The 13,398-nt window shown below is 67.9% G+C and carries 6 protein-coding genes; 1 reads left to right on the top strand and 5 read right to left on the bottom strand.

The window, feature by feature from the left end; all coding sequences use genetic code 11:
- Positions 1-21: 21 nt before the first annotated feature.
- From ASE70_RS06475 to ASE70_RS06485, 3 genes are read right to left on the bottom strand one after another with little or no spacing between them, the layout of a single operon-like run.
- Entirely contained in the window at positions 22-1,785 is a 1,764-nt protein-coding gene (locus tag ASE70_RS06475; protein ID WP_056502661.1) for a DUF885 domain-containing protein, read from the bottom strand.
- Positions 1,782-2,786, bottom strand: a complete 1,005-nt coding sequence (locus ASE70_RS06480; protein WP_056502664.1) for an Ldh family oxidoreductase — start codon at positions 2,784-2,786, stop codon at positions 1,782-1,784. Before ASE70_RS06480 ends, ASE70_RS06475 begins: the two co-directional genes overlap by 4 nt.
- Before the next feature lie 17 nt (positions 2,787-2,803).
- The gene (locus ASE70_RS06485) at positions 2,804-5,170 is read right to left on the bottom strand and encodes a glycoside hydrolase family 127 protein (protein ID WP_056502727.1); all 2,367 of its coding nucleotides are present in this window, start codon (positions 5,168-5,170) and stop codon (positions 2,804-2,806) included.
- A gap of 80 nt (positions 5,171-5,250) precedes the next feature.
- Here ASE70_RS06485 and ASE70_RS06490 point away from each other — a divergent pair, with 80 nt between their 5' ends.
- Positions 5,251-7,935, top strand: a complete 2,685-nt coding sequence (locus ASE70_RS06490) for a DUF5695 domain-containing protein (protein WP_056502667.1) — start codon at positions 5,251-5,253, stop codon at positions 7,933-7,935.
- Positions 7,936-8,050: 115 nt separating this feature from the next.
- Here the strand turns inward: ASE70_RS06490 and ASE70_RS06495 are convergent, their stop codons facing one another.
- Both ASE70_RS06495 and ASE70_RS06500 read right to left on the bottom strand, forming a co-directional pair.
- Positions 8,051-10,297: a S9 family peptidase gene (locus ASE70_RS06495; RefSeq protein WP_056502669.1), complete on the bottom strand. Its 2,247-nt coding sequence runs from the start codon at positions 10,295-10,297 to the stop codon at positions 8,051-8,053.
- Entirely contained in the window at positions 10,294-13,386 is a 3,093-nt protein-coding gene (locus tag ASE70_RS06500; RefSeq protein ID WP_235519637.1) for a glycoside hydrolase family 2 TIM barrel-domain containing protein, read from the bottom strand. The genes ASE70_RS06495 and ASE70_RS06500 overlap by 4 nt, the downstream gene beginning before the upstream one ends.
- Positions 13,387-13,398 lie beyond the last annotated feature (12 nt).

Consider the following 13,398-nt stretch of genomic DNA (forward strand, 5'->3'; position numbering starts at 1 on the left):
CCGCGCCGCCGGTCGTCGTGTTCAGGGCAGCGGGTACGGCCCCTTGCCCTTGGCGGCGATGAAGCGGTCGACCCGCGCATCGATCATCGGCAGCGGCACCGATCCCAGGCTGAGCATCGCATCGTGGAACGCGCGATAGTCGAACGCCTCGCCCAGTGCCGCCTGCGCCTTCGCCCGCGCGTCGAGAAACGCCAGCTCGCCCATATAATAGCTTAGCGCCTGCCCCGGCCATGCGATGTAGCGATCGACCTCGGTCGTGATCTCGTGGTTCGACAGCGCGGTATTGTCGCGCAGGAACGCCTGCGCCTGCGCACGCGTCCAGCCCTTGGAATGAATGCCGGTATCGACGACCAACCGGGCCGCGCGCCACATTTGATAGCTGAGCATACCGAACAGGTCATAGGGGGTCTCGTACATCCCCATATCCTCGCCCAGCGCCTCGCAATACAGCGCCCAGCCCTCGCCATAGGCCGAGATATATTCGTTGCGGCGATATTCGGGCAGGTCGGTCAGTTCCATCGCGAACGGCATCTGGAACGCGTGGCCCGGCGCGCTTTCGTGCAGCGTCAGCGCCGGGAGCGAATACAGCCCGCGCGACGGCAGGTCATAGGTGTTGAGCAAGTAAATGCCCGGTCCGCCCCGCCCGCTGGTGTAGAATGGCGCGATATCGGGGTCCACGGCCTTGATCGCGAACCGCATCCGCGGCAACCGGCCGAAATAGGTCGCGGCCTTGCCGTCGAACGTCTTGGCGATCCATGCGGCACGGTTGAGCAGGTCCTGCGGCGTCTTCGCATAGAATTGCGGATCGGTGCGCAGATGGTTCAGGAACGACGTCAGATCGCCCTGCCACCCCACTTGCGTCATCACCGTCTGCATCCGCGCGCGGATCTTCGCCACCTCGCGCAGGCCGATCGCGTGGATTTCCTCGGGCGGCAGGTCGCGGGTTACGAACTCGCGTACCTTCGACCGATAATAATTCCGCCCGTCGGGCAGGTCGTACGCCGCCAGCTTTTCCTGTGCCCCCGGAATATACTCATCGCGCAGGAACGCCATCAGCGTCGCATGTGCTGGCACCACCGCCTGCGCGATCACCCGCTTCGCATCGGCCCGCAATGCCGCCTGCCGCGCCGCCGGGATGGTCGCCGGCAGCGTCCGGAACGGCGCGTAGAAGGGTGACGCTTCCCCCGCGCCCGCCTCCACGACCGCACGCACCCCGGCATCGCGCCCTTGCAAGGTGACGCGCGGCGGCGTGAAGCCCCGCTTCAGCCCGGCACGCATGTTCGCGATCTGCTCATCGAAATAGCGCGGGACGCTGGCCAACTGCGACAGATAGAGCCGCAACGCCGCCTCATCGCGGTAATTCTCGCGCGCCATGCCGGCCAGATCGATCCAGAAGCTGGTATCGGCGTTCAACGGCTTTTCATAATCGCGAAACTGCTGCCGGGCGAGCAACGCCGCGATCTGTGCGCGATAGACGGTATAATCGTCGCGGGCGGCCGGCCCCAGCGTCGCCGGATCGATCCGGTCGAGCGCGGCCATCGTTTCGGTCCAGCGTTGCGTCATCCGCGCCTGCGCCGCCGGTCCGACATCGGGCAGCGCCGCGTTGCGGCTGGTCGGCGAATCCTCGCCCGGACCGGTCAGCGTCTTGCGCCACGCATATTCGCGCTCGGACAATTGCCGGAACGCTGCGTCGCCCGACGCAGCCGGCGCGGCGGCGATGGTCGTCGTCGCCTGCGCGGCCACAGGTGCCGCGATCGACAGCGCCAGTGCCAGCGTGATCTTCATGCCCTGTCCCCCGTAACGTCGTCGATGTCACGCAGCAGCGCCCGCGACACCCAAACTCCCTCGCGCTCGCTGATCGGGCGCAGCGCGTGGCGACGCGCGCCCGACACCCGCGCGCCCTGCCCCTCGATCGCGGCGAACACCGCCTCGGCACGGGCCATCTGCGCCGCGGCCTCGGCTCCCAGAAACCCGGCGGGATCAAGCGCGAGGATCAACTCGCCGCCCAGTGGCGACCCTTTACGCCCCGCATCCCATGCGATCGATTCCGCGCTGGTCAGGTCGCCGATCAGCGGCCCGGCGAGCAGTTCGACCATCAGTGCCAGCGCCGATCCCTTATGCCCGCCGAACGTCCGCATCGCCCCGGCCAGCACCGCCGCGGCGTCGGTCGTGTCGCTGCCGTCGGGCGCATGGCCCCAGTCGGTCGGCACCGGCCGGCCCGCGCGGCGATGCAGTTCGATCTCGCCGCGCGCCACCGCGCTGGTCGCGAAATCGAACACGAACGGCGCGGCACCGGCGCGGGGCCAGCCGAACGCGATCGGATTGGTGCCGAACACCGGCTGCGTGCCGCCGGCCGACGCGACCCACGCATGGTTCGACGTCACCGCCAGCGCGACCAGCCCATGGTCGACCAGTGCCTCGACCTCGGGCCACAGCGCGGCGAAGTGGACGGCATGGTTGATCGCCAGCGCCGCGATCCCGTTCGCGCGCGCCGCCTCGATCAGCGCATCGCGACCGGTCTCGAACGCCAGCTGGGCAAAGCCGCCTTTCCCGTCCACCCGCACCACGCCCGCCGCCCGTCGTTCCAGCACCGGGACCGCATCGGGCACCACCACGCCGCTCGCAACCGAATGCGCCGCGACCAGCAACCGGTACAGGCCGTGCGCGCCGCAGCCATCGCGCTCCCCGACGACGATCGTCTCGGCGACCGCCGCGACATGCGCCGGGGCCAGCCCGACACGGGCAAGCGTCGCGCGGGCATAGTCGCGCACCTCGGACAGGGTCATGCGGACTTGCGGCTCGCTCACGCGGTGGCACCCGCCTTTGCGGTGAACAGCCGGACACCGAACACCGGCCCCGCGCTGTTCCTGTCATGCGGCACGAAGCGCACCTTCACCTGTTTCTTGCCTTTGGTCAGCGGCTCGGGCACCGGGTAATCCACGTCGAAGAACGCCCCCGGCCGATCGGCGTCGAGCGTCTGGGTCGCGATCCGTTGATTGTCGATCAGGATGTCGAAACTGCGCTTGCGCTCATCCCCCCAATAGGTCGCCTGCAGGACCAGCGGTCCGGGCTTCACCGCCATGGCGAATTCGAAAAAGCCCCCGGTGCGCGCGTCGCGCCCGTTCCGCCCGCGATAGACCAGCGGGTAGGAAATCTCGGACGTCAGCTGATGGTCGCGCTCGGGCTGCATCTCGCCCAGATGCATGACGTCGACCGACCGCGCCGCCAGATCCTTTTGCCGGGCCTGTTCGGCAAGGAAGCCGGCTTCCTCCACTTTCCACTGCGCATCGGTGAACCGCTTGAAATAGACCGCCGAGCGGCGATCATATTGGCGATAGAAGGGGACGAAGCTCAGGTCGCCGGGCCGGATCAGCCCGCGCGTCGCATATTGCGCATCCTCGCCCGCCACCGACACGAACCCGGCGAGCAGGTCGTCGCCGACCATCGACGGATCGGGCCTGTCCCATTCGCCATCGGCACGCCCGAGGTCGCCGGCCAGCACCAGCGGCCCGCGCAGCACCGCAATCGTCTGCGCATCGCCCGGCGTCGCCTCGATCCGCAGGTCGAGCGGCAGGCGGATCGTGACCGCATCGCCCGCCTTCCACCGCCGGGTGACGATCGCATATCCCCCGGCGGAGGCCGCATCGACCGGTTTGCCGTTCACCAGCAGCTCGCGCCCCTTCGCCCAGCCCGGCACGCGCAGCGCGACCGGGAAGGTGCCCGCCTTGCCCAGCGATGCGAAGGTCAGCGTCGCCTCGCCCGTGAACGGATAGCCCGTCTCCAGCGCCAGCGTCGCATCACGCGCCTGCCATTTCGCGTCGGCGGGGATGTAGAGGTTGACGATCAACGCATCGTCCCCGGTCCAGAAGATGCTCTCGCCGTGCTTGGCATGGCTTTCCATGCCGGTGCCGACGCAGCACCAGAATTCCTCGCCATCGCGCGCCGAATAGTCGCGCTTCGCCCCGGTCATCAGCGGCGTCATATAGGTGAAGCCGCCGTTCACCGGCTCCTGCTGCGCCAGGACATGGTTCAGATGCGCGCGTTCGTAGAAGTCGAACAGCGCCCCGTCGGGCTGCCACGCGTACAAATGCCGGGTCAGTTTCAGCATGTTGTACGTGTTGCAATGCTCGCACGTCTGTTCGGTGATGTGCTGCGCGATCGTGTCCGGCGCGCTGAAATATTCGCGGTCGGCATTGCCGCCGATCACATAGCTGTGATGCCGCGTCACCTGTTCCCAGAAAAAGCGTGCGGCGGTCGCCTGTTCGGGCTTGCCGGTGATCTCGTGCAGCCGCGCCAGTCCGATCAGCTTGGGCACCTGCGTATTGGCATGGAAATTCGCTAGCTGGTCGCGCTTCTGGGTCAGCGGATCGAGGTTGCGCTTGTCGTAGATCCGCTCGGCCAGCCGCAGCCAGCGCACGTCGCCGGTCCGCGCGTGCAGTTCGGCGAAACTCTCGTTCAGTCCGCCATATTCGCAGGCCAGCATGACCTGCACCTGATCGTCGCTCAGCGCGGCGAACACCCGGTCGATATAGCCGCCCAGTCCGATCGCGATCGCCATCGCCTGCTCGTTCGCGCCGATATGGTCGATGACGTCGAACAGCCCGGTATAGAGCTTGTGCCAGTTGTAATAGGGTACCCAGCAGCCGTTGAGGTCGAACCCGGCCGACCGGATGTCGCCGCGCATGATCTCCGGGAAAATCTCCTTCCCGTCGACGACGGTCCCGTCCTTGCGCTTGCGGGTGAAGCCCGCGACATAGCCGTCGCCATTGGCCGCCTGACACCGCGCCAGTTCGCCGATGATATAGGTCGCGCGCGCCACGCAGTCGGTGCAGCCGGTCTGGGCATGGGTCAGGGCAAGCCCCGACAGATAATGTCCCAGCGTATGGCCGGCGATGGTGTCGCTTTCCCACCCGCCATAGACCGGCGCCTTGGGCGTCATGCCGGCGAACTTTTGGAAATTGTGGAGCAGCCGGTCGGGCGACAACCGCAGCAGATACGCTCGGTTCACCTCGACCGCGCGTGCATAGTCGGAGGCACGCAACCTTACCGCCGACAGCGGAAACGGCTTGGCCGTCGCCGGCAACGCCGCCATGGTGCGTGCCGCCGCGGGCAGCGCGAGCACCGGCAACGTCGCGGACGACATCAGGAACGCACGACGACCAACCAGCATTTCCATCTCCCAAGAATATTGTATACGATAGGGTAACAGGGATCGGAGTCAACCGATCGGTTGCAGACAAAGGCAGGGTGATGCGGCGATACACGGTATATCTGGGCAGCGTGGCATTGGGCACGATGTTGTCGCTGGGGGCCAGCGCGATGCTGACCGCCGCCCCCGCGCCGGTGCGCCACCCCGCGAGCACGCTGACGCTCACCCTCGATCCCGCCAGCCAGACGCTGCGCACCCTGTCCCCCGCCGCCGAACCGGCGTTCGATTTCGTACCCAGCGGGCGGGCAGCGACGCGCAACGGCGACGGCTTCAACCAGATCGGCGATCTCCACCTGCGCGTCCGCAGCACCGGTGGCACGTGGCGCGACTTCTCGTCGGCGCAGCACCGCGTTCCGGTCCGCGCGCTGCCGGCCGCCGGCACCGTGATCGCGCGCGCCGACATGACCGCGACGATGGGCGCGGGGTTCCCGCTCACCGTCGAGCGCACCTGGCTGCGTGAGCGCGGCACGCCGGTGCTGCGCTTTACCCTCGTCAATCGCGGCACCACGCCGGTCGAGGTCGGCGCGCTGGGGATGCCGATGGTGTTCGACAACATCATCACCGATCGTTCGCTGGAACAGGCGCATGCGCAGGCGAGCTTCGTCGACCCGTATATCGGCAACGACGCCGGCTATCTTCAGGTCACGCGCCTCAACGGGAAGGGGCCTGCGCTGCTGGTCGTACCCGATGGCCGCACCCCGCTCGAACAATATCGCATCCTCGACGATGCGCGGCGGAAGGGCGCGGGCAGCGTCTTCACCGATCGCACGCCGCGCCAGCAGACGTTCGAGGGCTTTTACGACTGGATGGTCGCCAGTGCCGCGATGGCCGACAAGGGGCAGCCATGGAACCCCGCGACCGGCTTCACGCTCGCTCCGGGCGAGCGCCGGACCTTCGGCGTGCGGCTGGTCGCCGCGCCGTCGATCCGCGCGATCGAGCCCACGCTGCAGGCGGAACGCCGCCCGGTCGCGATCGGCTTCCCCGGCTATGTCGTCCCCACCGACAGCCCCGCCGACCTGTTCGTCCGTGCCGCGCAGCCGGTGCGCGACGTCGCCGTCACCCCTGCCGATGCGCTGACCCTGACCCGCGTCGCCGGCCCGGCGGGCTGGAACCGCTGGCGCGTCACCGGCACCGGCTGGGGCCGGGCGCGGGTCGCGATCACCTATGCCGATGGCAGCGTGCAGAGCGTCCATTACTACGTCACCAAGCCACTCGCGCAGGTCGCCGCCGATCTCGGCCGCTTCAGCACGACGCGGCAATGGTTCGACGACGCCGTCGACCCGTTCCACCGCGCGCCCGCGATCCTCACCTACGATCGCGAGGCGAACCGCATCGTCACGCAGGACCAGCGCGTCTGGATCGCGGGGATGAGCGACGAGGGCGGCGGCGGCGCATGGGTGGCCGCGACCATGAAGCAGCTCGACCATCCCGATGCCGGCGAGGTCGCGAAGCTGGAGCAAATGGTCGACGAAACCGTGCTCGGCCGGTTGCAGATGGCGAGCGGCGGGGTGAAGAAAAGCCTGTTCTATTATGATCCCAAGGCGTTCGGGTCCTATTACGACAAGGGCATCGACTGGTCGACCTGGGCGTCGTGGGACAGGAAACAGGCCGACGATCTGGGCCGTTCGTACAATTACCCGCATGTCGCGATCGGGCATTGGGTGCTGTATCGGCTCGCACGCCATCACGCCGGGCTGGTCACCCGCCACGACTGGCGCTTCTACCTCGCCATGGCCGCGCGCACGACCGTTGCGATGATGCGCGACGCGCCGCACTATGCGCAGTTCGGGCAGATGGAGGGCGAAATCTTCGTCGAGATCCTCGCCGACCTGAAGCGTGAGGGGCTGACCGACGACGCGCGCGAAGTGGAGGGATTGATGAAGGCGCGCGCCGATCACTGGCGCACGCTCGCCTATCCGTTCGGCAGCGAGATGGCGTGGGATTCGACCGGCCAGCCCGAGGTCTATGCGTGGATGCGCTATTTCGACCACCCGCGCGAGGCAGCGGTCACGCGCGAGGTGATCCTGGGATACGACCCGACGATCCCGCACTGGGGTTATAACGGCAATGCACGCCGTTACTGGGACTTCCTCTACGGCGGCAAGGTGAAGCGGATCGAGCGTCAGATCCATCATTACGGCTCCGCGCTGAACGCCGTCCCGTTGTTCGACGCCTATCGCCGCGATCCGGCCGATCTCCATTTGCTGCGCGTCGCCTATGGCGGGTTCATGGGCGGCATCACCAATGTCGACCGCGAGGGCTTCGCCTCGGCGGCGTTCCACTCCGAACCCGACATGATGCGCTGGGATGCCTATACCGGCGATTACGGCATGGGCTATTTCGGCCATGCCTATGCCGCCGCGACCTATCTGGTGAAGGACCCGACCTTTGGCTGGCTGGGCTTTGGCGGTATCGCGCGCGAGGATGGCGGGGCGATCGCGATCGAACCGCGCGACGGGGCGCGGACCCGGCTGTTCATCGCCCTCGCCGGACAATGGATCACGCTGGCGGCGGGAACGATCGCGCGCGCCCGCTGGCTGCCGGCAACGCGCCGCATCGAACTGACGCTCGACCCGGCGACCGCGACCACGCCGGTCGCGCATCTGTCGGTCGAGGCACCGGCGGGCGGTGCGGTCTATACGATCGACAAGGGTGTTTCGGAGCGGGGATTCACGACCGTCGCGCTGTCGTCGACCGCCACGACGGTGACCCTGTCCCCGCGCTAGCCACCACCGTCATCCCCGCGGAGGCGGGGATCCAGAACCTCTGACGACTGCGCCTCCATCGCCGGACCTGCGCGTCTGGATCCCCGCCTTCGCGGGGATGACGGATGGGGTATGCCTACCGCGCCCCACCCAGCGCGCGCAGGAAGAAGTCGTATTCGCGCCGTTGCCCATAGGCGACCGGCCCGGTCGACCGGCCGGCGGAATGTTCGCCGTTGGGGACGACCAGCAGTTCGAAATCCTTGTCCGCACGGATCAGCGCGTCGACGACCTGCATCGTCGACGCCGGATCGACGTTCGAATCCTGTTCGCCGACCACCAGCAACAGCTTGCCGCGCAGCTTGTCGGCATGGACCACGCCCGACGCCGCCAGATAGCTCGCATCGACCGGCCAGCCGAGCCATTGTTCGTTCCAGTCGATCTTGTCCATGCGGTTGTCGAAACATCCCGCGAACGCGACCCCCGCCTTGTAGAAGTCGGGATGGAACAGCAGCGCGTTGAGCGTACTCTGCCCGCCCGCCGACCCGCCATAGATGCCGACCCGCGACAGATCGACCGACGCGTCCTTCGCCGCCAGTGCCTTCATCCATGCGATCCGGTCGGGAAAGCCGCTGTCGGCCAGATTCTTCCACGCGACGTCATGGAACGCCTTCGACCGGTTGGCCGTGCCCATGCCGTCGATCATCACCACGATGAAGCCCAGATCGGCGATCTGCTGCATCCCCATCGCCTTGTCGCCGCCCGAAAACCCGCCGAACGGCCAATATCCCTTCGGCACGAAGCTGTCGTGCGGTCCGGCATAGATGTTCTCGATCACCGCGTATCGCTTGCCCGGATCATAGTCGCGCGGCCGCACTACCATCCCGTAGATGTCGGTGGTCCCGTCGCGTCCCTTTGCGACGAACGGCTCGGGCGGGCGATAGCCGGCGGCGGTCAGCGCGCGCACGTCGCCGCGCTCCAGCGTCGCGATGATCCGGCCGCTCGACGCATCGCGCAGGTCGGTCACTTCCGGCAGGTCGGTGCGCGAATGCACGTCGACGAAACTGGTGCCGTCGGGCGAGAAGCGCGCCTCGTGCGTTTCGTCGCCATCGGTCAGCCGGGTCAGGTTGCGCCCGTCGAAATCGATCCGGAACCAGTGTTTGTGATACGGGTCCTCGCCCGGGGTCACCCCGCCGGCCGAAAACCAGATGCGCCGCGCATCGTCATCGATGCGGGCGATATCGCGCACGACCCAGCGTCCCCGCGTGATCGGCCGCACCCGCCCGGTCGCGCCGTCGACCCAATACAGATGCCGCCAGCCATCGCGCTCCGATGCCCAGATCAGTTCGCGCCCCTCGCCCTTCACGTCGTGCACGAAGCGGCGTTCGTTGAAGACGAAGGTCTTCGCATCCTCACCGATAACGGCACGCGCCGTGCCGGTGGCGGTATCGACCGCGATCACCTTCGCCTGCTGAAACCCGCGCCGCAGATACTCGAACGCGAAGCTGCGGCCGTCCTTGCGCCACTGGATATCACCCAGTTGCCACGGGTTGGGGAACAACGCGTCGGACACGTCGATCCGCCGTCCGGTCGCCGCCTCGAAGAGTACCGGCCGCTCCTGATCGATCGCATCGCCGGGCTTGGGATACAGCTGCTCGGCCAATTTGGGCTGCACCTGCCCCACCGGCGACGACACCACCCGCGTCACGATCCGGCGATAGCCGGGCCGCACCCGGTACAGCGCCACCCATTTGCCATCGGGGGACCAGACGAGCGTCTCGGGATCGTAGAAATCGCCGGGACTGCCGTCCTGACTGCGCCACGCCTCCGCACCGCCGTTCGCGCCGCGCACGACCAGATTGTCGTCGACCACCAGCGCCTCCCGCGCGCCGTCGGGCGAGCGCTGCGGCACGTTCAGCGCCGGCACCTTCAGGTCCCGCACCACGCCGAACCCGCGCGGTCGCCGGCCCGGTTCGTCGACCGGCGCGCAGACATAGTCGGTCAGCGTGCAACGCCACGGCGCATCATCGATCGCGAAACGGATCGCGCGCCGCCCGCCCTCGAAATCGAAATGCTCAAACGGCAGCCGCAGCGGATCGACCACCTGTCCCTGCGCCTTGCCAAGCCCCTTCGCCACCGCCGCCGCATCGAACGCCGCCGACTTGGCGCGCGTCGCGGTATCGACGTCGACGAACGCGAACCCGCCCGCGACCGTCTTACGATAATGGAAGTGCCGCCCGTCCGCGTCCCATTCCGCCGGAAAGGCGATGTCGCGGGTCAGCCACTGCCATCGTTCGCGCAGCGCGATCGACTGCGCGACCCGGGGATCGGTCTGCGCCTGCACCGGCCCTGCCAGCAGTGCGAGCGCCAGTAACAACCGCTTCATCGTGCCGCCTCCAGCGTGAACGTCCAGTCGGTCGGGCGGAGCGGCACGCGATAGCGCATGTGCGGCCGCCCGTCGGTGCTCCATCCGGTATCCCCGCCGACGCCGCTCTGCGCCACATCGATCAGCAGCGTGCCGTCGCCATGCGGGCGGATGTCGCTGCTATGCGCCTTGGCCGGCGGCTTTTCCATCAGATCGGCATAGGGAAAGGGCAGCGCGTTCACCGCCAGCGGCCGGTCACCGGTAACCCGCACGCCGGCCCCGTCGGCACCGGTCACCGCGATCCAGCGCACATCCTGCTTGGTCCCCGATTCCTGCGGCCGGGCATAGCCATGATATTGCTCGGCCAGCGTGCCGGCATACTCGCCGACCAGCGCCGCTGTCTTGCGATCGGCATAGCTTTCCCACGGCCCGCGCCCGTACCAGCGGATGCGGTCGAGCGACGGCGGCGTCCGGAACTGCATGCCGATGCGCGGCGGATCGGGCAGGTTGTCGCGCAGCGGCACGAACCGTACCGCCGCCCGCGCCACGCCGCCGGCATCCATCGTCCAGCGCGTCGTGACCTTCACCGATCCCACGCCCATGTCATGACGAACGACGATCGCATCGCCGTCGATCGCGATCGCATCCAGCCGCCGGTTGTTGCTGAACTGCTCCCACATCCGGTGGCTCTTGGTCATGCCGGTGCCGACGTCGTTGTCGGTCGGCGCCCGCCAGAAATCGGGCGCACCGCCGCTCAGCAACGTCGTCCGCCCGCGCGCATAGCGCCGGACCAGCCCGGTCGCCCCATCGATCTCCAGCACCGCATCGCCCGCCGCCAGCCGCAGGACGTCGCCGCCATCGACCGGTGGCGTGCTGCCCTGCGCCGCGGCCAGCGGACGCGGCGGCGACAGCGCGAATTGTTCGTACCCGACGACATGCCCCGCCGCGACCAGCGGGATCGCCCCCGCCTTAGTCCGCGCGCGCAGCACCAGCATCCGTTCCGCCGCGGCATCGCGCGCGGGCGGCAGCGTCAGCGACAGCGGCGCGCGCTGCCCCGCCGCGACGGCCGGTATCGCCACCCGCCCCGTCGCGACCGCGCGCCCGTCCTCCAGCACCGCATAATCGAGCGTGAAGCGCGACAGGTCGATATGGTCGTGCCGGTTCAGCACGACGAACCCGTCGCCCGCCCGCGCGAACGCGATCGGGGCATAGACCTTCGCCATCTCGTAATATTCGGGATCGGGCGTCCGGTCCGACCGGATGACGCCGTCACCGACCGGGCTGTCGTCGCCGTCGGCAACGAAATCGCGGCCCTGTGCCCAATAGTCGCGCCCCGCCGCGTCCTTGCGCAGAATGGTCTGGTCGACCCAGTCCCACACGAACCCGCCCTGTAATTTCCGGTGGGCACGGATAACGTCCCAATAGTCCTCAAAATTGCCGAGGCTGTTGCCCATCGCATGGGCATATTCGCACAGGATCAGCGGCTGGGTGAATTCGGGCCGTTCGGCATAATCGACCATCTTTTCGACATCGTCGTACATCGGCGCGAAGATATCGACATAGGCATTGGTCGGGTGCCGCCACCCGCTCATGCTGTGCCCCAGAAAGCTGACCAGCCGGGTGTCGTCGCGCGCCTTCACCCATTTCGCCGCCGCTTCGAAACTGGTGCCGACACCGGTCTCGTTGCCCAGCGACCAGAAGAGGATCGAGGGATGGTTCTTGTCGCGCTCCACCATCCGTTCGACCCGGTCGAGATGCGCGGCCTTCCATTCCGGCTTGTAGCCGAGCAGCGTGCCTTCGAAATCGCCGCTCTGCTGCGCCTGCGACAGATAGCCGTGACTCTCGATATTGGCCTCGTCCATCACGTACAGCCCGACCGCATCGGCCAGTTCGTACAGGCGCGGGTCGTTGGGGTAATGCGACGTGCGGACCGCGTTGACGTTCGCCGCCTTCATCAATTCCAGATCGCGGCGCAGCGTCGCTTCGGACACGATCCGGAAGGTATGCGGGTCATGTTCGTGCCGGTTGACGCCGCGGATCATGATCCGCCGGCCGTTGACGCGCACCTCGCCATCCTCGATCGCGACGGTGCGGAATCCGATCCGGCGCTGCGTCGCCTCGACCACCCGCCCCTTCGCATCGAGCAGTTCGACCAACAGCGTATAGAGATCGGGCGTCTCGGCGCTCCATGCCCGCACCGCCGGCAGGTCGCCGGTCAGCCGGACGGTGCGCTGCGCATCCGGCGCGCCCTCACGCGTCAGTACCGCCCGCCCGCCATCGAGAACGCTCGCCCGCACGCGCACCGTCGCGTTCGCCCCCGCCACCGCGACGTTCAGCGCCAGCGTGCCGTCGCGAAACCCGTTCGCCAGCCCGGCACGTACATCGATGTCGCGCAGATGCGTCGCCGGCGCGGCGTACAGCGTCACGCTGCGCTCGATCCCGTTGACCCGCCAGAAATCCTGATCTTCCAGATAGCTGCCATCGGCATAGCGATACAGTTCGATCGCGACCGTGTTGCGCCCCGGCCGCATCGCCGCCGTCACGTCGAACTCGGCGGGCAGCTTCGAGTCCTCGGAATAGCCGATCCGCTGCCCGTTCACCCATAGATAATAGGCCGCACCCGCCGCCCCGATCGTCAGCAGCATCCGCCGCCCGGTAAAGTGCGCCGGCACCGTCACCTCGCGGCGATACGACCCGACCTCGTTCAGCCTGTGGTCGATCCGGGGCTGGTCCATCGGAAACGGATAACCCGATCCGACGAACACCGGCGTCCCCTGCCCCTGCGCCTGCAGGATGCCGGGCACCGCCACCGTGCCCCAGCCAGCGACGTCATAGTCGGGCCGTTCGAAGCCGACCGGCCGCGTTTCGGGGGTCGCCGATCGGTGGAACCGCCACTGGCCGTCCAGCGACAGGTGATAGCGCGATCGGACCGGATCGTCGCGCAGCGCGAGTGCCCGCGTCTCGAAGCCGTCGAACGTCGCGTGCATCGGTTCGGCACCGATCCGGATGACCTCCGGCCGCTCCCATTCGGCCGGTGCCGCCGTCTGCGCGGTGGCGGTCGCGACCGCCAGTGTGGACACCAGCATGGCAAGCGCGACGCGACCGATCATTGCTTTTTCTCC

The organism is Sphingomonas sp. Leaf22 (assembly GCF_001421715.1).
Classification (GTDB): domain Bacteria; phylum Pseudomonadota; class Alphaproteobacteria; order Sphingomonadales; family Sphingomonadaceae; genus Sphingomonas.